The sequence below is a fragment of the Streptomyces sp. NPDC017940 genome, from assembly GCF_044328435.1.
Lineage (GTDB): Bacteria > Actinomycetota > Actinomycetes > Streptomycetales > Streptomycetaceae > Streptomyces.
The window spans coordinates 271,413-293,577 of the sequence record NZ_JBIRHJ010000003.1 but is presented as its reverse complement, the minus strand read 5'-3'; the positions used below and the strand labels follow the sequence as shown (position 1 = coordinate 293,577).

Annotated in this window: 17 protein-coding genes; 14 read left to right on the top strand and 3 right to left on the bottom strand. The window is 73.0% G+C overall.

Annotation, left to right across the window (positions count from 1 at the left end):
• The first annotated feature begins 158 nt into the window (after positions 1 to 158).
• The 5 genes from ACH4DX_RS11440 (at position 159) to nudC (ending at position 10,860) form a co-directional block, all read left to right on the top strand.
• Positions 159 to 3,686 (top strand): UvrD-helicase domain-containing protein, encoded by a 3,528-nt coding sequence (locus tag ACH4DX_RS11440; protein ID WP_398155252.1) that lies wholly within the window; start codon positions 159 to 161, stop codon positions 3,684 to 3,686.
• A 97-nt stretch (positions 3,687 to 3,783) separates the two neighbouring features.
• Entirely contained in the window at positions 3,784 to 4,476 is a 693-nt protein-coding gene (locus tag ACH4DX_RS11435; RefSeq protein WP_398154918.1) for a hypothetical protein, read from the top strand.
• 96 nt (positions 4,477 to 4,572) lie between these two features.
• Positions 4,573 to 8,253, top strand: coding sequence for an ATP-dependent helicase (locus ACH4DX_RS11430; protein ID WP_398154917.1), 3,681 nt, complete (start codon positions 4,573 to 4,575; stop codon positions 8,251 to 8,253).
• Between the two features lie 2 nt (positions 8,254 to 8,255).
• Positions 8,256 to 9,740, top strand: a complete 1,485-nt coding sequence (locus tag ACH4DX_RS11425; protein WP_398154916.1) for a dipeptidase — start codon at positions 8,256 to 8,258, stop codon at positions 9,738 to 9,740.
• 172 nt (positions 9,741 to 9,912) lie between these two features.
• Positions 9,913 to 10,860: an NAD(+) diphosphatase gene (gene nudC / locus ACH4DX_RS11420; RefSeq protein WP_398120376.1), complete on the top strand. Its 948-nt coding sequence runs from the start codon at positions 9,913 to 9,915 to the stop codon at positions 10,858 to 10,860.
• Between the two features lie 42 nt (positions 10,861 to 10,902).
• Here nudC and ACH4DX_RS11415 read toward each other — a convergent pair whose 3' ends face one another.
• Entirely contained in the window at positions 10,903 to 11,160 is a 258-nt protein-coding gene (locus tag ACH4DX_RS11415; protein WP_030560617.1) for a mycoredoxin, read from the bottom strand.
• A gap of 154 nt (positions 11,161 to 11,314) precedes the next feature.
• On the opposite strand from ACH4DX_RS11415, the gene ACH4DX_RS11410 reads away from it, so the two are divergent.
• The 5 genes from ACH4DX_RS11410 to ACH4DX_RS11390 all read left to right on the top strand — a co-directional run bounded on the left by ACH4DX_RS11410 (position 11,315) and on the right by ACH4DX_RS11390 (position 15,309).
• On the top strand, positions 11,315 to 13,522 hold the full coding sequence (locus ACH4DX_RS11410) for an ATP-dependent DNA helicase UvrD2 (protein ID WP_398154915.1): 2,208 nt from the start codon (positions 11,315 to 11,317) through the stop codon (positions 13,520 to 13,522).
• Between the two features lie 164 nt (positions 13,523 to 13,686).
• Positions 13,687 to 14,040, top strand: coding sequence for a hypothetical protein (locus tag ACH4DX_RS11405; protein WP_398154914.1), 354 nt, complete (start codon positions 13,687 to 13,689; stop codon positions 14,038 to 14,040).
• Positions 14,041 to 14,206: 166 nt separating this feature from the next.
• Complete coding sequence (locus ACH4DX_RS11400; RefSeq protein WP_398120382.1) at positions 14,207 to 14,575, top strand: WhiB family transcriptional regulator; 369 nt, start codon at positions 14,207 to 14,209, stop codon at positions 14,573 to 14,575.
• On the top strand, positions 14,572 to 14,898 hold the full coding sequence (locus ACH4DX_RS11395) for a hypothetical protein (RefSeq protein WP_058849684.1): 327 nt from the start codon (positions 14,572 to 14,574) through the stop codon (positions 14,896 to 14,898). Before ACH4DX_RS11400 ends, ACH4DX_RS11395 begins: the two co-directional genes overlap by 4 nt.
• Positions 14,899 to 14,991: 93 nt before the next feature.
• Entirely contained in the window at positions 14,992 to 15,309 is a 318-nt protein-coding gene (locus ACH4DX_RS11390; protein WP_398155280.1) for a hypothetical protein, read from the top strand.
• A 28-nt stretch (positions 15,310 to 15,337) separates the two neighbouring features.
• On the opposite strand, the gene ACH4DX_RS11385 is transcribed toward ACH4DX_RS11390, so the two are convergent.
• Positions 15,338 to 16,741 carry an ABC1 kinase family protein gene (locus ACH4DX_RS11385; RefSeq protein ID WP_398154913.1) on the bottom strand — a complete coding sequence of 468 codons (1,404 nt, stop codon included), beginning with the start codon at positions 16,739 to 16,741 and terminating at the stop codon, positions 15,338 to 15,340.
• 41 nt (positions 16,742 to 16,782) lie between these two features.
• Positions 16,783 to 17,919 carry a ThiF family adenylyltransferase gene (locus tag ACH4DX_RS11380; protein WP_398154912.1) on the bottom strand — a complete coding sequence of 379 codons (1,137 nt, stop codon included), beginning with the start codon at positions 17,917 to 17,919 and terminating at the stop codon, positions 16,783 to 16,785.
• 323 nt (positions 17,920 to 18,242) lie between these two features.
• Here ACH4DX_RS11380 and ACH4DX_RS11375 point away from each other — a divergent pair, with 323 nt between their 5' ends.
• The 4 genes from ACH4DX_RS11375 (at position 18,243) to ACH4DX_RS11360 (ending at position 22,165) form a co-directional block, all read left to right on the top strand.
• Positions 18,243 to 18,839: a M48 family metallopeptidase gene (locus ACH4DX_RS11375; protein WP_398154911.1), complete on the top strand. Its 597-nt coding sequence runs from the start codon at positions 18,243 to 18,245 to the stop codon at positions 18,837 to 18,839.
• A 116-nt stretch (positions 18,840 to 18,955) separates the two neighbouring features.
• Positions 18,956 to 20,701 (top strand): TerD family protein, encoded by a 1,746-nt coding sequence (locus tag ACH4DX_RS11370; RefSeq protein ID WP_398154910.1) that lies wholly within the window; start codon positions 18,956 to 18,958, stop codon positions 20,699 to 20,701.
• An 11-nt stretch (positions 20,702 to 20,712) separates the two neighbouring features.
• The gene (locus ACH4DX_RS11365) at positions 20,713 to 21,393 is read left to right on the top strand and encodes an AIM24 family protein (RefSeq protein ID WP_058849678.1); all 681 of its coding nucleotides are present in this window, start codon (positions 20,713 to 20,715) and stop codon (positions 21,391 to 21,393) included.
• A 16-nt stretch (positions 21,394 to 21,409) separates the two neighbouring features.
• Entirely contained in the window at positions 21,410 to 22,165 is a 756-nt protein-coding gene (locus tag ACH4DX_RS11360; protein WP_398120392.1) for an AIM24 family protein, read from the top strand.

Sequence of the window (22,165 nt, the reverse complement as noted above, 5' to 3'; positions counted from 1 at the left end):
CGCGCGCCCGCTGGCGTAGCGTCGACCACACGCATGCACTCTCACTCCGCGGCTGTCACGCAGCCGCACCTCGACCAGTACACCCACCAGGACCGGCGATCCACGTGAGCTCCCTTTCATCCGCCCGGCACGCCGAGCACCCTCGGCCCACCCGGCACCTGTCGCACCCCCGGGTACGACAGGGGACCACGGGTGCCTACCGCCTGGTGCGCACGCCGCCGGTTGCCGCGGACCCCCCTCACCTGGACGCACGACAGCGTGCCGTGGTTGACCACGCGGGCGGTCCGCTGCTCGTTCTCGCTGGTCCGGGCACCGGCAAGACCACCACCCTGGTGGAGTCGGTGGCCGCGCGCGTGGCCAAGGGGACCGATCCCGAGCGCGTCCTCGTGCTCACCTTCAGCCGCAGGGCGGCGGTCGAGCTGCGCGACCGCATGGCGCACCGCATAGGTGCCGCCGACGCCCCGCAGGCCACCACGTTCCACTCGTTCTGCTACGCCCTCGTACGTGCCCACCAGGACGCCGACCTCTTCGTGGAGCCCCTGCGCCTGCTCTCGGGACCCGAGCAGGACGTCGCGGTACGAGAACTCCTCACCGGCCAGTCCGACCTCGCCAGGGAGGGCCTCGCGCGGGTGCGGTGGCCGGACGAGCTGCGCGCCTGCCTGACCACGCGCGGCTTCGCCGACGAGGTGCGTGCCGTGCTCGCGCGCAGCCGGGAGCTAGGCCTTGGCCCGGCAGCCCTGGACGCCTTCGCCCGGCGCGGCGGCAGGCCGGACTGGCGGGCGGCGGCGGCGTTCCTCGCCGAGTACCTGGACGTGCTCGACATGCAGGGGGTGCTCGACTACGCCGAGCTGGTGCACCGGGCGGTGCTGCTCGCCCGCAGGCCGGAGGTCGCGAGGGCGCTCGCCGCGCAGTACGATGCGGTGTACGTGGACGAGTACCAGGACACGGACCCGGCGCAGGTGCGGTTGCTGCACGCCCTCGGGGGCGGTGGCCGGGACCTGGTCGCCTTCGGCGACCCCGACCAGTCGATCTACACCTTCCGCGGCGCCGATGTGAACGGCATCCTCCGGTTCCCCGAGGACTTCCCGCGCGCGGACGGCACCCCGGCGCCGGTGGAGGTTCTGACGACGTCCCGGAGGTCGGGGGAGCAGCTGCTGGCGGCGACCCGCCTGGTCACCGCGCGCATGCCGCTCGGCAGGCTGCCCGCGCGGCAGGTACGGGCCCACCGCGAGCCGGCGGCCGTCAGGGGCGGCGGCCGCGTCGACGTGCGGACGTACCCCACGGCCGGGGCGGAGCTCGACGACATCGCGGACATCCTGCGCCGCGCCCACCTGGAGGACGGCGTCCCCTGGAGCGACATGGCCGTACTCGTCCGCGCGGGCACCCGCACCATCCCCTCCTTCCGCCGGAGCCTCACCGCGGCGGGCGTGCCCCTGGACATAGACGGCGACGACCTGGCCCTGCGCCACGAGCCCGCCGTGACGGCCCTCCTGACGGCCCTGCGGACGGTGGCACGGGCGGAGTCCGGTGAGGGGGTTTCGTCGGATGTGCCACATGCGTCGGTTATGCCGGACTATCCGGACAACTCGGATGTCCCGGGTAACTCAGGTGATACGGATGAGTCGGGTGAGACGGATGAGCCGGACGAGCCGGAAGCTCTGAAGACGCCGGAAGCACCGGGCGCGCCGGAAGCCCCGGACGCCGTTGTCGCGGAGCCCGGCGAACCGGGGGCGTCCCGTGCGTCCGTGACCCCCGCCTGGCTCGACACCGAGACCGCCCTCGCGCTGCTCACCTCCCCGCTGGCGGCCATGGACACCGCCGACCTCCGGCGGCTCGGGCGGGCCCTGCGCGAGGAGGAGCGGGCCGCGGGCAACCACCTCCCCCCGCCCTCCGACGAACTCCTCGCCAGGGCCCTGGCCGAGCCGGAGCGCCTCGCCGCGCACGACCCCGCGTACGCGAAGGGCGCCCAGCGCCTCGGCGCGCTCATGGGACTTGCGAGGAAGCGGCTCGCGGACGGCGGCACGGCGGAGCAGGCGCTGTGGGACCTGTGGAATGGCACGCCCTGGCCGCGCCGCCTGGAGCGCGCGGCCCGACGCGGCGGCGCCGCGGGCCGCAACGCCGACCGTGACCTCGACGCGGTCTGCGCCCTGTTCGCCGCGGCGGCCCGCGCGGAGGAGCGCACCGGCGGCCGGGGAACCCTGAACTTCCTCGACGAGATCGAGGCCCAGGACATCGCCGCGGACACGCTCACGCGCCGCACGGTGCGCCCCGACGCCGTACGCCTGATGACGGCGCACCGCTCCAAGGGGCTCGAATGGCACCTGGTCGTGGTGGCAGGGGTCCAGGAGGGACTCTGGCCGGACCTGCGCCGCCGCGGTTCCCTCCTGGAGGCCGACCGCATCGGACGCGACGGCATCGCGGAACCCCTGACCCCGCGAGCACTCCTCTCCGAAGAGCGCAGGCTGTTCTACGTAGCCACCACCCGCGCGCGGGAACGCCTCGTCGTCACCGCCGTCAAGGCGGCCGCCGACGACGGCGACCAGCCCTCCCGGTTCCTCACCGAGCTCGGCGTCGAGCCCAAGGACGTGGCGGGGCGCCCGCGCCGCCCCCTGTCCGTGGCGGCGCTCGTCGCGGAACTGCGCGCCACCACCGTGGACCCGCACGCCTCGGACGCCCTGCGCGAGGCGGCGGCCCAGCGCCTGGCCCGCCTCGCGGCCCTGAGCGACGCCGACGGGCGCCCTCTCGTGCCGTCCGCGCACCCCTACCGCTGGTGGGGCATGTTCGACCCGACGGCGAGCACGGTGCCCCTCAGGGACCGCGACAAGCCGGTCGTGCTCTCCGGCAGCGCACTGGACCAGCTCGCCAACACCTGCGCCTTGCAGTGGTTCCTGGGCCGCGAGGTGAAGGCCGACGCCCCGGCGACCGCGGCCCAGGGCTTCGGCAACGTCGTGCACGTCCTGGCCGACGAGGTCGCCTCCGGAAGGACACCCGCCGACCTCGACGTGCTCATGGAGCGCCTCGAATCGGTATGGGACGCCCTGGCCTTCGACGCCCCCTGGAAGTCGGAGCAGGAGAAGGGCCACGCGCGCGAGGCACTCGAACGCTTCCTCCAGTGGCACGTCAGCGGCGCCCACGCCGGCCGCACGCCCGTCGCCAGTGAGCACGACTTCGACGTGACCCTGGAGGCGGGCGCCTACGAAGTACGCGTACGCGGTTCCATGGACCGCGTCGAGCGCGACGGCGAAGGCCGTGCCTACGTAGTGGACTTCAAGACCGGCAAGCAGGCCCCGAGCGCCGCCGACGTCGCCCGCCACCCGCAGCTGGCCGTCTACCAGCTGGCGGTCCGCGAGGGCGCGGCCGACGACGTCTTCGAAGGCGTACGTCCCGAGGTGGGCGGCGCGGAACTGGTGCACCTGCGCCAGGGCGCGGCCAAGAAGGACGGCGGTGACGCCCTGCCCAAGGTGCAGGCCCAGGGGCCGCTGGACGGCGGCGCCGGCGAGCCGGACGAGGGCGGGGAAGGCGCCGCGGAGGGCGGCCGTGACGACTGGATCGGGGGGCTGCTCGCCACGGCCGCGGGCAAGGTGCTCGACGAGCGCTTCACGCCCGCGACGGGCCAGCACTGCACGCACTGCGCCTTCCGCGCCTCGTGCAGCGCCCGCCCGGAGGGCCGCCAGGTCGTCGATTGACCCGTCGGCCCCGATCACCGCACGGGCCCTCTAGAGTTTCAGCCCAGGTGCTGCTCGCAGCACCCGTCCTTGCACCGTTTTGAGGAGAAGCGCGTATATGGCAGCCAACCGGAAGCTCCTGGCAGTGGCCGTGGCCTGCACCGCCGTCGTCGGCATCGCCGGCTGCGGCGGCGACGACGGCGACAAGGACCCCTTCGACGGCATGAGCGCCGACAAGATCGCCGACAAGGCTTCCGCGGCCTCCAAGGGCGCGGGCTCGTACCGGATGCTGGGCGAGTTCAAGGAAGAGGGCGGCAAGAACCGCATCGACCTGTCGGTCTCCGACGCCGGGGGCTGCAAGGGCTCGATGACGTCCACCCGCAAGGGCAAGGCCGAGATCGTCGCTTCCGGCAAGGACACCTACATCAAGGCGGGCGAGGACTTCTGGAAGGCGCAGACCGGCTCCTCCACCGCTGGTGAGATCGCCAAGGGACGCTGGGTCAAGTCGCCCGGCGGCAGCCCCTGCGGCCAGAAGGGCATGTTCAGGAACGACAACCTCAACAACCTGGAGCGCAAGGACGACGCCGAGGTCGACGGCAGGAAGACCGCCGTGCTCACCCGGAAGAAGGGCAAGGAGACCAGCACCTTCTACGTCGCCTTGGAGGGCAAGCCGTACTTCCTGAAGGTCGACAACGAGGGCGGCGACGGAGCCGGCTCGGTGACCTTCAGCGACTACGGCAAGCCGGTCGACGTCAAGGCTCCGCCCGCCGACCAGGTCGTCGACCCGGCCAAGCTGGGCGGCGGTTCCTGACGCCCGCACGACCACCCCGCGTGCCCCGCCCCCGGCCTCCCGGGCCGGTGACGGGGCACGCCCCGGTTGTCAGTGGCCGCCGCTAGCCTCTCTGACGTGTCTCCTCGCCTCACCGACCCCGAGCAGCTCAAAGAGCTCCTCGGCATCCCGTTCACCCCGGAGCAGACGGCCTGCATCACGGCGCCGCCCGCCCCGCAGGTGATCGTGGCCGGAGCGGGCTCGGGGAAGACGACGGTGATGGCCGCGCGCGTGGTGTGGCTGGTCGGCACCGGGCAGGTCGCCCCGGAGCAGGTCCTCGGCCTGACGTTCACGAACAAGGCGGCGGGCGAGCTCGCCGACCGCGTCCGCCGGGCGCTGATCAGGGCGGGCGTCACCGACCCCGACGCGGCGGACCCCGCCGACACCCCCGGCGAGCCGGTCATCTCCACGTACCACGCCTTCGCGGGCCGCCTCCTCACCGAGCACGGCCTGCGCATCGGCCTGGAGCCCACCTCCCGGCTCCTCGCCGACGCCACCCGCTTCCAGCTCGCCGCCCGCGTGCTGCGCGAGGCCCCGGGCCCGTATCCCGCCCTGACCCGCTCCTTCCCCGACCTCGTCAGCGACCTCCTCGCCCTGGACGGCGAGCTCGCCGAGCACCTGGTGGCCCCCGACAGGCTCCGGGCGTACGACACCGGCCTGCTGCGCACCCTGGCCGACGCCCAGCTCACCAACGCCGACCTGCGCAGGGTCCCCGAGACGGCCGCCGCCCGGCTCCAGCTCGCCGAACTCGTCGACCGGTACCGCACGGCCAAGCGCGCCCGCGACCTCCTCGACTTCGGCGACCAGATCGCCCACTCCGCGACCCTCGCCCGCACCCGCGCGGACGTCGGCCGGATCCTGCGCGAGGAGTTCCGCGTCGTCCTGCTCGACGAGTACCAGGACACGTCGGTGGCCCAGCGCGTCCTCCTCGCCGGTCTCTTCGGCGGCGGCACCGGGCACCCCGTGACCGCCGTCGGCGACCCCTGCCAGGCGATCTACGGCTGGCGCGGCGCCTCCGTGGCCAACCTCGACGACTTCCCCGAGCACTTCGCCCACGCCGACGGCCGCCCCGCCACGCGGTACGCCCTGAGCGAGAACCGCCGCAGCGGCGGCCGCCTCCTGGACCTCGCCAACGGCCTCGCGGAGCCGCTGCGCGCGCTGCACGCGGGCGTGGAGGCGCTGCGCCCCGCCCCCGGAGCCGAGCGCGACGGGACGGTGCGCTGCGCCCTGCTCGGCACCCACGGCGAGGAGATCGCGTGGATCGCCGACTCCCTCGCCCACCTCGTCGCCACCGGCACGGCCCCCGGGGAGATCGCGGTCCTGTGCCGCACCGCGGGCGACTTCGCCGAGATCCAGGCCGCCCTCGTGGCACGGGACGTCCCGGTCGAGGTCGTCGGCCTCTCCGGACTCCTGCACCTCCCCGAGGTCGCCGACCTCGTCGCCGTCTGCGAGGTGCTCCAGGACCCCGGGGCCAACGCCTCCCTGGTGCGCCTCCTCACCGGCCCGCGCTGGCGCATCGGCGCCCGCGACCTCGCCCTCCTGGGCCGCCGCGCCCGCCTTCTCGTACGCCACAGCCGCAGCGGGTCCGGCGCCCCCGAGACCCCGGAGGAAGCCGACCGGCGGCTCGCCGAGGCCGTGGAGGGCGTCGACCCGGCCGAGGTGACCTCGCTCGCGGACGCCCTCGACACGTTCCTGGAGACGCCGGTGGAGTCCTTCGAGGACGACGGGCTGCCGTTCTCGGCGGAGGCCCGGGTGCGGTTCGCGCGCCTCGCCGCGGAACTGCGCGACCTGCGCCGCTCCCTGGCCGACCCGCTGATGGACGTCCTGCACCGCGTCCTCGCCGTCACCGGCCTCGAAGTCGAGCTCTCCGCGTCCCCGCACGCCCTGGCCGCACGCCGCCGCGAGACCCTGTCCAACTTCCTGGACGTCGCCGCGTCCTTCGCCGCCAACGAACCCTCGGCCTCGCTGCTCGCCTTCCTCGGCTTCCTGCGCACCGCCGCGCAGTACGAGAAGGGACTCGACAACGCCCTGCCGGGCGGCGAGAACACCGTCAAGGTCCTCACCGCCCACAGGTCCAAGGGCCTGGAGTGGGACGTCGTCGCCGTGCCGGGCCTGGTCACCGGCACATTCCCGAGCACGCAGGGCCGCGAGAAGTGGACGGCCCGGGCCAAGGTCGTCCCGCACGCCCTGCGCGGCGACGCCGACACCCTCCCCGACATCGGCGCCTGGGACGCCAAGGCCATGAAGGCCTTCCACGCCGACATGAAGGACCACCAGCACACCGAGGAGCTCCGTCTCGGGTACGTGACGTTCACCCGCCCCCGCAGCCTCCTGCTCGGCTCCGGGCACTGGTGGGGTCCCAGCCAGAAGAAGCCTCGTGGCCCGTCCGACTTCCTCCGGGCGCTGTACGACCACTGCGCGGCCGGGCACGGCGAGATCGAGGCCTGGGCGGACGAGCCGGAGGAGGACGAGGAGAACCCCGCGCTGCACGAGAAGGCGGCGGACCACGCCTGGCCGCTGCCGCTCGACGCGGACTCACTGGCCCGCCGCCGGGCCGCCGCGGACACCGTGCTCGCCCATCTGAACCGCCCCGCGGCCGACGGCGCCCGCTCCCACGAGGAGGCCCACCCGGCCGCGTGCGCCCCGCCGTACGAGAACCCGGCCGAGCCCGCGGAGCACGGGACGGACCCGGAGGCCCTCGCGCCGCCGGAGGACTCGGACCCCACCGATCCCCTGGAGTGGGACTCCTGGTCGCGGCAGCGCCCCGCGCCGACCCGCCCCGCACCGCCCCACCCCGCACCAGAATCGCCCTTCTCCGAAGAGCCCGCACGGGAAACCGCCCCGCACGCGCGCGCCCCGGGGGAAACCGCCTCGCACGCGCACGCGCCGGGGGAAACCGCCCCGCCCGCGCGCGTCCCGCACCAGGTCCCGCATCTCACTCCGGAGGAGACCCGCACCCTGTCCTCCTGGGACCGCGACCTGGACGCGCTCACTGGCGAGCTCCTGCGGGCCCGCGAGGGCGTGCACGACGTTCCGCTGCCCGCCACGCTCACCGCCTCGCAGCTCCTGCACCTGGCCCGTGACCCGGACGGCCTCGCCCAGGACCTCGCGCGCCCGATGCCGCGCCCGCCCCAACCCGCGGCCCGCCGGGGCACCCGCTTCCACGCCTGGATCGAGTCCCGTTTCGAGGAGCTGCGGCTGCCCATGCTCGACCCGGACGAGCTGCCCGGCGGCGGCCCGGGGGAGGCGGAGATCGCCGACGAGCGCGACCTGGAAGCACTCAAGGAGGCCTTCGAACGCACCGAGTACGCCCGCCGCACGCCCCACCGCGTCGAGCTGCCCTTCCAGCTCGCCGTCGCGGGCCGCGTCATCCGCGGCCGGATGGACGCCGTCTACAAGGACGGCGACGGCGACGACACCACGTACGAGATCGTCGACTGGAAGACGGGCCGCACCCAGAACGCCGACCCCCTCCAGCTCGCCGTCTACCGCCTGGCCTGGGCCGAGCAGCACGGCATCCCACCGGAGTCGGTACGGGCGACGTTCCTCTACGTACGCAGCGGCGAGACCGTACGCCCCACGAACCTGCCGGGTCGCGCGGAACTCGAGCGGATCCTGCTCGGCGAACGTGACGAGCACCACCCGCACGAGGCCCCCGACGGCACCGGGCCCGGTAGCGCGGGCCCCACGGCGCCCGGCGGGCAGCAGGACGGCCGGGCGACCTGGCCGGACCGCTCCCACGGGCCGATAGGCTCGTGACCATGAGCAAGCCCGTCCCCAGCGCTGACAGTGCCGTCAACGCCGACAACGCCGACCGTGCCGTTCGTGCCGCCAGTGACGTGCACGACGCCGGTGCCGTCGCCGCCGTGCGCGCGTTCATCGACGACCACCGCGCCGCGTTCCTCGACGACCTCGCCGAGTGGCTGCGCATCCCCTCCGTGTCGGCGCAGCCCGACCACGCCGCCGATGTGCGCCGCAGCGCCGACTGGCTCGCCGGGCGCCTCCTGGACACCGGCTTCCCGACAGCGGAGGTGTGGGAGACCCCGGGTGCCCCCGCGGTCTTCGCCGAGTGGCCGTCCGGGGACCCGGACGCGCCCACCGTGCTGGTCTACGGCCACCACGACGTGCAGCCGGCCGCCCTGGACGACGGCTGGGACACCGACCCCTTCGAGCCCGTCGTCCGCGGGAACCGCCTCTACGCCCGCGGGGCCGCCGACGACAAGGGCCAGGTCTTCTTCCACACCCTCGGAGTACGCGCCCACCTCGCCGCCACCGGCCGCACCGCGCCCGCCGTGAACCTGAAGCTGCTCGTCGAGGGCGAGGAGGAGTCCGGCTCCCCGCACTTCCGCGCCCTCGTGGAGCAGCACAGGGACCGCGTCGCCGCCGACGCGGTGATCGTCTCCGACACCGGCATGTGGTCGAGGGACACCCCCACGGTGTGCACGGGCATGCGCGGTCTCGCCGAGTGCGAGATCGAACTGTTCGGCCCGGACCAGGACATCCACTCGGGCTCCTTCGGCGGCGCCGTGCCGAACCCGGCGACCGCGGCGGCCCGCCTCGTCGCGGCCCTGCACGACGAGCACGCGCGCGTGGCGGTGCCGGGCTTCTACGACGGCATCGTGGAGCTCACCGAGCGGGAGCGGCAACTCTTCGCCGAGCTGCCCTTCGACGAGGCCGAGTGGCTGCGTACGGCCAAGTCGCACGCCCCCCACGGGGAAGCCGGGCACACCACCCTGGAGCGCATCTGGGCCCGCCCCACCGCCGAGGTCAACGGCATCGGCGGTGGCTATCAGGGCGCGGGCGGCAAGACGATCATCCCGTCGAGCGCGCTCCTGAAGCTGTCGTTCCGGCTGGTCGCGGGGCAGGACCCGGACCGCGTCGAGAAGGCGGTCCGCGCGTGGGTCGCCGAGCAGCTGCCCGCCGGGATCCGGCACACGATCACCTTCAGCGGGGCCACACGGCCCTGTCTGACGCCCCTCGACCACCCGGCCCTGCAATCCGTGGCGCGCGCCATGGGCCGCGCCTTCGAGCAGGACATCCGCTTCACCCGCGAGGGCGGCTCGGGACCGGCGGCCGACCTCCAGGACGTCCTCGGGGCGCCGGTGCTCTTCCTCGGCATCTCCGTCCCGTCGGACGGCTGGCACGCACCGAACGAGAAGGTCGAGCTCGACCTGCTCCTCAAGGGCGTCGAAACCAGCGCCTACCTGTGGGGCGACCTCGCGGCGCACTGGGACGGCGCGCACTGAGTCCGGCACCGGCCGCCGCCCGCCCGAGGCACCCCGGCGCCCGTCCGACGCCCGCCGCCACCCGCCCGGGGCGCCTCGCCGCCCGCCCCACGCACACCGCACAGACCCGTCCGCCGCAGCACAGGACCCGCTCGCTGAACCACCCATTCCACCGGGGGAGTTGGAAGTACCAGTGACCACCTGGACCGATCGCGCCACTGACCGTCCCGTCTCGCTCACCGCGCCGAGCGGCATCGACCGCGCGGCCCACCACCGCCTCGACGAGGCCTGGCTCGCGGCCGCGTGGAGCCACCCCTCGACACGGGTGTTCGTGGTATCCGGCGGCCAGGTGCTCATCGACGAGACGCCCGACGGGCACACCGAGCTCGTGATGACGCCGACGTTCGAGGCCCCCCTCACCGAAGCCCACCGCTACTTCCTCGGGACCGACGACGACGGCGTGAGCTATTTCGCGCTTCAGAAGGACTCGCTGCCCGGCCGCATGGACGCCTCCGCGCGGGCCGCGGGGCTGCGGGAGGCGGGCCTGCTCCTGTCCCCGCGCGACGCGGGTCTGATGGTGCACGCCGTGGCCCTGGAGAACTGGCAGCGCATGCACCGCTTCTGCTCGCGCTGCGGCGAGCGCACCGTCATCGCGGCGGCCGGCCACATCCGCCGCTGCCAGGCCTGCGGCGGCGAGCACTACCCGCGCACCGACCCGGCCGTGATCATGCTGGTGACGGACGACGAGGACCGCGCGCTCCTCGGCCGTCAGGTCCACTGGCCCGAGGGCCGCTTCTCCACCCTCGCGGGCTTCGTCGAGCCCGGCGAGTCGATCGAGCAGTCCGTGCGCCGCGAGGTCTGGGAGGAGGCGGGCGTCACGGTCGGCGACGTGGAGTACGTCGCGAGCCAGCCCTGGCCGTTCCCGTCCAGCCTGATGCTGGGCTTCATGGCCCGCGCCACCTCGTCGGAGATCAACGTCGACGGCGAGGAGATCCACGAGGCCCGCTGGTTCTCCCGGGACGACCTGCGGGCCGCGTTCGAGTCCGGGGAGATCCTGCCTCCCTACGGCATCTCGATCGCGGCCCGCCTCATCGAGCTGTGGTACGGGCAGCCCCTGCCGAAGCCCGGCACGGTCGGCTGACCCGCTCCCGCCGCGGCCCGCCCCGGGCCGCGGCCCGGGACGTCAGACCGCGAGGGCCTGCTTGACCTGGGCGAGGCTGGGGTTCGTCATGACGACCTCGTCGCCGCCCGTGGCGGGCACCACGCGGACCGTGGGAACCGTCTGGTTGCCGCCGTTCGCCTTCTCGACGAAAGCCGCGGATTCCGGGTCGTGCTCGATGTTGATCTCGTCGTACGCGATGCCCTCGCGGTCCATCTGGCTCTTCAGCCGACGGCAGTAGCCGCACCACGTGGTGCTGTACATCGTCACAGTGCCCGGCATGTCTCTCGTGCTCCTCTACGGCTCGGGGGGTGCGTCGTCGCACTGACTCAGAACGTACGGGACCCGGTCACCATTCCCGCATTAGTACGACCGCGGGCGTCCGCCTGTGGACAACGCGGCTCATCCGTCCCGCAGGACCTGGCAGCATGGCGGGGTGACAGCAGCAACGCACTCCACCCTCTTCCCGCGGGTCCCGGACACCGCCGACGCGGTGCTCGAAGGGCTCGACCCGGAGCAGCGCGAGGTCGCCACCGCCCTGCACGGACCGGTGTGCGTGCTCGCGGGCGCGGGCACGGGCAAGACCCGCGCCATCACCCACCGCATCGCCTACGGCGTGCGCGCGGGAATCCTCCAGCCCACCAGCGTGCTCGCCGTCACCTTCACCCATCGCGCGGCCGGGGAGATGCGCGGCCGCCTGCGCCAGCTCGGCGCCACCGGCGTCCAGGCGCGCACGTTCCACTCCGCGGCCCTGCGCCAGCTCCAGTACTTCTGGCCCAAGGCCGTCGGCGGGCAGCTGCCGCGCCTGGTGGAGCGCAAGATCCAGCTGGTCGCGGAGGCCGCCGCGGCCTGCCGCGTCCGCCTGGACCGCAACGAGCTGCGGGACGTCACCGGCGAGATCGAGTGGTCCAAGGTCACCCAGACCGTCCCCGCCGACTACGCCGCGGCGGCGGCCGAGGCCGGCCGCGACACCCCCCGCGCCGCCGCCGAGATCTCCCAGCTGTACGCGGCGTACGAGGACCTCAAGCGCGACCGCACCGTCATCGACTTCGAGGACGTCCTGCTCCTGGCCGTCGGCATCCTCCAGGACCGCCACGACATCGCCGAACAGGTCCGCTCGCAGTACCAGCACTTCGTGGTCGACGAGTACCAGGACGTGAGCCCGCTCCAGCAGCGCCTGCTCGAGCTGTGGCTCGGCGACCGCGACAGCCTGTGCGTCGTGGGGGACGCCAGCCAGACCATCTACTCCTTCACCGGCGCCACCCCCGACCACCTGCTGAACTTCCGCACCCACCACCCCGGGGCCACGGTCGTGAAGCTCGTCCGTGACTACCGCTCCACGCCCCAGGTCGTCCACCTCGCCAACGGCCTGCTCGCCCAGGCGCGCGGCCGCGCCGCCGACCACCGCCTCGCCCTGGTCTCCCAGCGCGACCCCGGCCCCGACCCGGTGTACACGGAGTACGCGGACGAGCCCGCCGAAGCCGAAGGCGCCGCCCGCCGCATCCGCGCCCTCCTGTCCGACGGCGTCCCCGCGAGCGACATGGCGGTCCTGTTCCGCACCAACTCGCAGTCGGAGATCTACGAACAGGCACTCGCCGACGCGGGCATCCCCTACCAGCTGCGCGGCGCCGAGCGCTTCTTCGAGCGCACGGAGGTCCGCGAGGCGGGTGCCGCCCTGCGCGGTGCCGCCCGCTTCGGCGGCAACGACGCCCTCCTGGACGACGTGGTCGACCTGCCCTCGCAGGTCCGGGCCGTCCTCTCCACCAAGGGCTGGACGACCACGCCGCCCGCGGGCTCCGGCGCGGTCCGGGACCGCTGGGAGTCCCTGGCCGCCCTGGTGCGCCTCGCCGAGGACTTCGCCGGTGCCAGGCCCGAGGCCACGCTCGCCGACCTCGTGGCCGAGCTGGACGAGCGCGCCGCCGCCCAGCACGCGCCCACCGTCCAGGGCGTCACCCTCGCCTCCCTGCACGCCGCCAAGGGCCTGGAGTGGGACGCCGTCTTCCTGGTCGGCCTGGCCGAGGGCATGATGCCGATCACGTACGCCAGGACCGACGAACAGGTCGAGGAGGAGCGCAGACTCCTCTACGTCGGTGTGACCCGCGCCCGCGCCCACCTCTTCCTGTCCTGGGCCCTGTCCCGATCCCCGGGGGGCAGGGCGGGCCGCCGCGCCAGCCGCTTCCTCGACGGCCTGCGCCCGGGCTCGGGCACGGCTGCCGGGGCGCGCACGGAGGGCGGCGCCGGAGGCATCGAGCGGGGCACCGGCAGCGTCGGCGACCGGAGTGCCGCCCGCGGCCACCGCCGCGGTGCCCGCTCCCCGGCCCGGTGCCGGGTCTGCGGCCGCACCCTCACCGACGCGGGCGAGATGAAGCTCATGCGGTGCGAGGACTGCCCGTCGGACATGGACGAAGGGCTCTACGAACGGCTCATCGAGTGGCGTTCCGACCAGGCCCGGACCCTCGGCCAGCCCCCGTTCTGCGTCTTCACGGACAAAACCCTGATCGCCATCGCGGAGGCGGTCCCCGAGGACGAGGGCGAGCTGGCCCGGATCCCCGGCGTCGGCGCGCGCAAGCTGAACCGGTTCGGAGCCGACGTCCTCGCCATGTGCGCAGGTCAGGAGCTTGCGACGGGCGGCCAAGCGAAATGATTCAAACTCGTCGAAAAAATAGTTTGCGCATGCGCCAGCAATCCCCATAGGTTCTTAAGCACGGGAACGGCGGCTTCTCCGAAGCCCTGGTCCCATGCTGTACTTGTCAGTCCGCAGGGTCGGTTCCGGCCGATCCCCCTAGACGCCGAGAGGAGGCGAATCCAGTGATCAGCATCAACGAGAGCTTCATCAGCACCGTGAAAATGACCGATCGCTCGGTCGTCGCTTCCTGCCTGCTCGGCCTCTCCGACCAGGGCACCGGTCTGTCCTTCGGCAACGCCGCCCTGACCGTCGGCAGTGCCGCCGTGCGCCCGGCGTCCGCCTCCCTGCCTGTCTCGGGTCTCCAGATCCGTGAGGGCAATGAGCGACCGACCAAGGCACCGGAAGCAGCAGCAGTGACGGCACAGGCGCAGGCCTATGCCTTCGCGGCAGCCGGTGCCGAATTCCGGAAGCAGACGACGCAGCACCACACGATGTGGGCCTTCCGTGGGCTCGAACCCTGGAGTGATCCAGTCTGATCCTCGATCAGACCGGCGCCTTCAGGGCCGCGGAACCCCACCCGGGATCCGCGGCCCTTCTGTTTTCCCCGTAACGGGGAGACGGAGCGAAGGGGCCGAGCAAGACCCGGTACCAGCCGCCAACCGGCCGACCCGGCCGGCACGACCAGACGAGGAAAACACCACCGTGCAACTCGAAGCGCACGCCCCGTCCGTACCGCATGCAGACACTCTCCCGCCGCCCGTTCCCACGGAGGACCCGACCTTGACCCCCCTCACCACGCTCACCGCGCTCGACGACGCCATCGAGAACCTCGGCGTACCCGTCCCCTGCCGTGCCTACGACCCGGAGGTCTTCTTCGCCGAGTCGCCCGCGGACGTCGAGTACGCGAAGTCCCTCTGCCGTACCTGCCCGCTGATGGAGGCCTGCCTGGCCGGCGCCAAGGAGCGGCGTGAGCCGTGGGGCGTCTGGGGCGGCGAGCTGTTCGTCCAGGGTGTGGTCGTAGCCCGCAAGCGGCCGCGTGGCCGTCCGCGGAAGAACCCGGTCGTGGCATGAGTACCGCCGGAACGATCGATCGCCCCCTGACGCACGACCCCAAGAAGCAGGCCCCGATGAAAGCACCAGCGAGCGAGCCCAGCGGCTCCGCGACCCCAGACTTCTTCACCACCACCGGCGTGACCGGCTCACGCCAGAACAGGACCCGCGAGATGCAACTCATCCCAGAAGCCCTGGCTCGTGCGCATATGCACGAACGCCTGCGTGAGGCCGACGAGCACCGTCCGGCCGCCCGCCTGATCGCGGCCCGCCGCATGCAGCGCCGCGCGGAGCGCGCGTCCCTGCGTGCCCGGCGCGCGCTCGCCATGGCGGTCATGCAGTAACAGGAGACAGCAAGCGGGGGCCGGTCCGAACGGACCTGCCCCCGCGGTGCGTTGTGCCCACCGATACCCCGGCGGCGGGGATAGGGTCACCGCGTGGACCAGCAGCCTCCTGAACCTGCGGACGCCGAGAACTCCGAGAGCACCGAGAGCACGGTCGGCACTCGGGACGCCGAGAACGGTGCCCGCACTCGTGGCACCGAGGGCAGCGCCCGCACTCGGGACGCCGAGGACCGCGTCAGCGCTGGCAGCACCTTGAGCGCCGTGTGCTCACGCTGTGGTGCGGTCGCCGACGGGTGGTCGCCGACCTGGATCTGCTCCGTGGAGAACGGCGTCCGGCACTACTTCTGCGACGTCTGCGCCCGCGACAACATCCGGTCGATCGAGGGCCGCCTCGACTCCAGCTGGTGGTGAACCGGCCCCCTCGCCCGGTCACCCACCGTCACGCCTCGGCCGCCGTCCCCGCCTCCTCCAGGCCGTCCCGCTCGTCGCCCTCGGCTTCCTCCGCCGCGAACTCCGGCTCCCGCGCCACAAAACCCGGCAGCCACTCCTCCAACTCGTCCCGCATCCGCACCGTCGCACCCAGCTGACACAGAACACCGATGGTGCTGAGCGTCACCCGGTGGATCAGGAGGTACGACGGCGGCAGGTTCAGCCGCTTGCCCAGCTGATGGGCGGGGGAGCGGGGGTCGGCGATGCGGGCCGCCTGACTGCGCATCCAGCCGCGCGTGAACGTGAACTCTTCCGCCACCGCGGGCTCGATGATCGGCAGCAGATAGTCCAGGACGGCCTCCGGTTCCAGATCGACCGTCTCCTTGACGAAGCCCTCCGCGCGCAACATGTCGTAGACCGCGTCCGCCTCGCCCTCGACGGTCATCCGCAACGAGTCACCGATCGTCGACGGCAACCCGCCGGGCAGCCGGTCCACCGTGCCGAAGTCCAGGACACCGAGCCGCCACTCCCCCTTCTCGCCGGGCAGCAGCCGGAAGTTGCCCGGATGCGGGTCGGCGTGCAGCAGGCCCGTGCGAGCCGGGCCCGAGAAGAGGAAACGGGTCAGGAGCTGGCCGGCGCGGTCCCGCTGCTCCTGGGTCCCCTCCGCGATCACCTCGGACAGCGGCACCCCGTCGATCCACTCCGTCACCAGGATCTGCTCGCACTGGTGCACCACGTCCGGCACCACCACGTCCGGGTCGTCCGCGAACTCCTCGGCGTGGGCCCGCTGGGCCTGCGCCTCCAGGACGTAGTCCAGCTCCTCGGAGACCCGGTCGCGCAGTTCGGTGATGAGCGGCTTGATGTCCATGCCGGGAATCAGCGGCCCCAGGACCCGGGCGAAGCGGCTCAACTGGTTCAGATCCGAGAGCAGCGCCTCACCCGCGCCCGGGTACTGGACCTTCACCGCGACATCGCGCCCGTCCCGCCACACGGCCCGGTGGACCTGGCCGATCGACGCCGCGGCCGCGGGCTTGTCCTCGAATTCCAGGAACTGCTCCCGCCAGTCCGTACCGAGCCGTTCCTCCAGGACCCCGTGCACGGTGCGCGTCGGCATCGGTGGCGCGGCTTCCTGGAGCTTCGTCAGCGCCGCGCGGTAGGGCCCGGCGACCTCCTCGGGCAGGGCCGACTCGAAGACGGACAGCGCCTGCCCGAACTTCATGGCGCCGCCCTTCAGCTCGCCGAGCACCTTGAACAACTGCTCCGCCGTGCGCTGTTGCAGCTCACGGCCGACGATCTCAGCGGACTTGCCGCCGATCCGTTTGCCGAGCCCCCAGGTGGCGCGGCCCGCGAAGCCGATCGGCAGCGCGGCCAGTTTGGCGGTCCGGGTGACCGCCTTCCGGGGAAGATCAGACATGCGCCCCTCCAAAACCCAGACAGCCGCGCCCGTTCAGGCGGTTACCGGACCATTGTCTCGTGCGGTTCTCGATCCACGGAGGTCTGCTCCCCCTTATCTTGCTCGCGTGCCGCACACGGGCAGGACCGGTGGGCCCGTGTGCGCTGCCTGCGCCAGTCGAAACCGGGCGTCGAGGCTTCCCAGCGCACACCCGCCGGCGCGGGATCAGCCCCGTCCAGAAAGGCGAGGGCATGGGCGGCGGCGAGTCCGGCGACCGCCGTCGCGAGCGCCAGGTCACAGGCGGGCACCTGGCGGCGATGACCCGAACGCCACTGGGCCAGCATCCGAGGCCAGGCCGGGTCCTCGTCGGCGCGGGCAAGGGCCAGGCAACCGGCGCAGGCCGAGACACCTGGCAGGACCAGGGGCCCGACCACGCCTGTGCCCTCGATCACACCCGCGTACAGATGGGGCGTGCCCGCGGCGATCAGGGGCTCGGCGACGCCGGGGACGGGGGCGAAGGCGTCCAGACCGTCGCGCGGGGCGATGACGACCAACGACAGCGGGCGCTCACCGCCACCCCGGTCCTCGGGGCGACGCGGTGGGCGGCCCGGAGCCGCCTGCCGCACCACTGCTCCGGCCGCGGCGTCCCTGCGCCGGCCGACGGACTCGGGCGGCAGTCCGCCCGGCGCGATGTCCCACGGCTCCACGCGGCCGCCGTCCATCACATCGACCTGGCCGATGCCCGCGCCCGACAGGACCGAGGCGACGACCGCTCCGACCCGGCCCGCTCCCTGCACCCGCACCCGGGTGACCCGGCGCGCGGCCAGCTTGCGGATGCCCTGGTTCGGAGCGGGGGTGACGGCCGACAGCGCCGCGAGGTCGGGGCGCAGCCGGTCCATCACGTCGGCGCGCGAGCGCAGGGCGTCGGCCGCCGGGCCGCCCCCCGTCGCGTCGTCCAGGAGGCCGGCCCGGGCGAGGCGGTGCAGGAGCCGGTCCACATGGCCGTCGGGCAGACCCATCCGCCGTCCCTCCTCGCGCAGGAGGGGCAGCCCGCGGGTGCCGTCGAGGAGCGTGAGGAAACTGCCCGTGGCCGTGTCGACCGGACCGAGGACCCGGGCGTGCGTCCGGGTCACGCCGAGCTGAACGGTGTTCAGGTCGCGCCAGCCGCGACGCAGGGCAGGCTTGAGGATCGGATGCATGGTGGGTCCCCCGTCTTCGTCCCGTTCCGTGCTGCTTGGTTCTGAGCAGTGCTTCTCAGGACCGCTCAGGTCTATTTGTCGGTACTGCTCAGAGCTACTCGGCGTCGTCCGATGCCCCTCCGGGCACTGCTCGGGTCACTCGGTCCGCTCGGTGCCACTCGGCCCCGCTCGAATGCCAGAATGCCCGGCCGCGCCAGGACGTGCGTCCGGTTGTCCACAGGCGATGAGTACTTGTCGTACTAATCAAGCGCACGGGGAGTGGATCGCGACCGAACCGTCCCGGAGGCGGGACTTCCCCTACGCCCAGCGGGTAACGTCGAGGCGTGCCCGCCGACCCACTGCACCGTGCCGGAAGCCCGCAGCGCAGCGCGACCAGTCCGCCCCCAGCACGCGCGGCGGCAAGCGCGGTCGAGGTGCGAAGGAGCGCCCGCCGCCGCAGAACGGTCTCGGCCTACCGGGAGGGCAACCGGACCGTGGTCCTCATCCCCGCACGCATGTCCGAGGCGGAGGAGCAGCGCTGGGTGTCCGTCATGCTGGACAAGCTCGCGGCACAGGAAAGCAAACGCGTCCTCGGCGACAGCGAACTCGCCGAGCGGGCCAAGCGGCTCTCCGAGCAGTTCTTCGACGCCCGGGCGCGGCCGACGTCCGTTCGCTGGGTCACGAACCAGAACACCAGATGGGGCTCGTGCACACCGGCGGGAGGCAGCATCCGGCTCTCGCACCGGTTGCAGGGCATGCCCGAGTACGTCGTGGACTACGTCCTGCTCCACGAGCTGGCACACCTCCTGGTCCCCGGGCACGGGCCGCGATTCTGGCGCCTCCTCGACGCGTATCCGCGTACCGAGCGGGCCCGCGGCTACCTCGAAGGGGTGGCCGCCGCGGACCGGCTGCCGCACCTGCCGGCCGCCCGGGAGGAGTAGGGCCCGCCCGGCGAAGGGGTTGTGTACCGGCTCTGTACCGACTTCGTCCGGCGTCGGACGGAGCGGTTAGCCTGGCGCGACGCATTCACCTTCGGGATGGGGGACGGTCGTTACGTATGGCCAGGGAATTCCAACGCGGCCACAAGGCCAAGATCAGTGACCTCACCGCGGGGACCGATCTGTACGTGGGCGTGCACATCGCTGCCCCCGGGGTGACCTTCGACATCAGCTGCTTCGGTCTCGACGCGGACGAGCGGCTCTCGGACGACCGTTACTTCATCTTCTTCAACCAGCCGAAGTCCCCGGAGGAGTCGCTCCAGCTCCTGGGCGCCCAGGCCGGTGACACCGAGTCCTTCCGCGTCACCCTCGACCGCGTACCGCCCCGGATCCAGAAGCTGTCGTTCTCCGCGGCGATCGACGGCGCCGGGCAGATGTCGCAGATCAGCTCCGGCTACATCCGGCTCGTGGCCGGTGGCGAGGAAGTCGCGCGGTACTCGTTCACGGGCTCGGAGTTCTCCACCGAGCGCGCCCTGATGCTAGGCGACTTCTATCTGAAGGACGTGTGGCGCTTCGCCGCCGTCGGACAGGGCTTCGACGGCGGTCTCGACGCGCTGATCAAGAACTTCGGCGGCGAGGTCGCCGAGGAGGAGCCCGCCGCCGCGCCGCCGCAGGCCGCCCCCGGCTTCGCCCCGCCCGCCGCTGCCGCGGCCCCGCCCGCGTTCGCCGCGCCCGCGACCCCCGCGACACCGAGCCCGGCCCCCGCGCAGGCCCCCGCCCCCGCGCCCGCCCAGAACTTCGCGCCCCCCGCGGGCGCCACTCCGCCGCCCGCCCCGGCCCCCAACCCGTCGGTGCACGCCGCGCAGACCATCGTCGCGCCGCTGAACCAGCCGGGCGGAGCCGCGGTGCCCCCGCAGGCCCCGCCATACGGCCAGCCGGGCGCGCAGCCCCAGGGCCAGTCCGGACAGCAGCCGCCGCAGCAGTTCGGCCAGGCCCCGCCGCCCCCCGGCTACGGCCAGCAGCCGTCCGCCCCCCTGCCCCCCGGCTACGGCCAGCCGCCAGGAGCCCCGGCGCAGCCCTACGGCCAGCAGCCCGCCGCTCCGGCCCCGCCCGGCTACGGTCAGCAGCCCCAGGCACAGATCCCCGGCCAGGCCCCGTTCGCTGCGGGCGCCGCCGGTGGGGTTCCGCAGGGTTCCCCGCAAGGGGCGGGCGTGGCCTCCGCGCTCCAGAAGTACCGCGAGGCGGCGACCGGGCAGCGCTGGACGCAGCAGAACGAGAAGCTGGTCCGCGTCGACCTCGGCGTCGGCGGCCACCCGGTCCTCGCCCGCCAGGGCAGCATGGTCCTGTACCAGGGCAAGGTCGAGTTCGGCTACAAGGGCGCGGGCTTCCAGGGCCGCGTCGTCGGCAACGCGACCGGCCAGGAGATGCAGCTCATGCGCTGCTCGGGCCGCGGCCAGGTCTTCCTCGCGGAAGAGGGCACGCACCTGCACCCCATCGAGCTCCAGGGGGACGCGATCTGTGTCTCCGCGGAGAACGTCCTCGCCTTCGACGAGACGCTCCAGCACGAGGTGCGCCGCATCGAGGGCCACGGGATCCCCGGGGGCGCGCTGTTCGTCATGCAGTTCCAGGGAACCGGCACGGTCGTGGTCAAGACCCACGGCATGCCCGTCGTGCTGCCGGTCACGCCGACGACCTTCGCGGACTGCCACGCCGTGGTCGCCTGGTCGGCGGCCGCACAGGCGATCGTGTCCAGCCAGGTCAGGCTGCGCGGCAATGCCTCCGCGGGCTCCACGGGGGAGAGCGTGAACCTCCAGTTCCGTGGCGCGCCCGGCAATTTCATCGTCGTCCAGCCGTTCGAGGTCTGAGGGAGCCCGTCATGAACCAGCAGCTCGCGGGCTTTGCCCCGGCGCCCGTCGCCGCCCGTATGGAGAACCACGGCCACCACATGGTCAAGGTCGCCATGCAGACGGGGAACGACCTCCTCGCGCGCGTGGGATCGATGGTCGCCTACGAAGGCTTCGTGCAGTACGAGCCGAACCCGCCCGCCGTCCGCCAGATCGCCCGTGACTGGATCACCGGTGAGGGCGCCCCGCTGATGAAGTGCTCCGGAGACGGCCTGCTCTACCTCGCCGACTACGGAGCCGACGTCGTCGTCATCAACCTGGCGGGCGACTCGCTGTCGGTGAACGGCACCAACCTGCTCGCTTTCGACGCGAGCCTCCAGTGGGGCGTCGAGCGGGTCAAGGGCCTGGCCAAGTTCGCGGGACAGGGCCTGTGGAACATCAAGGTCTCAGGCCAGGGCTGGGTGGCGCTCACCTCGCGCGGAACGCCCATCGTCGTCGACTGCGGCCGCGGCGAGGACGAGACGTACGTGGACCCGGACGCGCTGATCGCCTGGTCGCCGAACCTGAAGGTGAAGGGCAAGCGCAGCTTCAGGGCGGGCTCCCTGATCGGGCGCGGCAGCGGCGAGGCCTACCAGATGGGCTTCTCCGGAGAGGGCATCGTCGTCGTACAGCCCAGTGAGGACAGCACCGACCGCCTCCGGATCCGGAGCTGAGGAGGAGCAGGACACCATGCAGAGCTCGCTTTTCGCGCACACCGAGCAGCAGACCCGGGAGCGCTACACCGTCCAGAACCCGCAGCTCCTGCGGGTCGCCCTCGAAGGCCACGACGACGTGCTTGCCCGCAAGGGCGCCATGGTCGCCTACCAGGGGCTCATCGAGTTCGACGCCGAGTTCCAGAGCGGGGGCCACCAGCGCGCCCGCGCGCACACCGGCGAGGGCCTGGACCTGATGCGCTGCCACGGCCAGGGCACCGTCTACTTCGCGAACCTCGCGCAGTACATCCACCTGGTGGACGTGGACCAGGACGGCCTGACGGTGGACAGCTCCTACGTCCTCGCCCTGGACTCCTCGCTGACCCACCAGGTCATCGCCGTGGACAGCCAGTACGGCATCTCCGGCTCCGGCAAGTACCAGCTCAACATCACCGGCCGCGGCAAGGTCGCCCTGATGACCTCCGGGCAGCCGCTGATGCTTCCGGTCACCCCGGACCGGTACGTCAACGCGGACGCCGACGCGATCGTCGCCTGGTCCAGCGGGCTGCGGGTGCAGATGCAGGCCCAGACGCACTCGTCCGGCGTGTGGCGCCGCCGCGGCAACACCGGCGAGGGCTGGGAGCTGAGCTTCATGGGGCAGGGCTACGCCCTCGTCCAGCCCAGCGAGATGCTGCCGCCGCAGCACGCCACCATCGGCCAGGGAGCCCGCGCCCAGTTCGGCATGGGCCAGCAGGGTGCCCGGGGGCAGAACCAGGGCAACGTCTGGAACTGA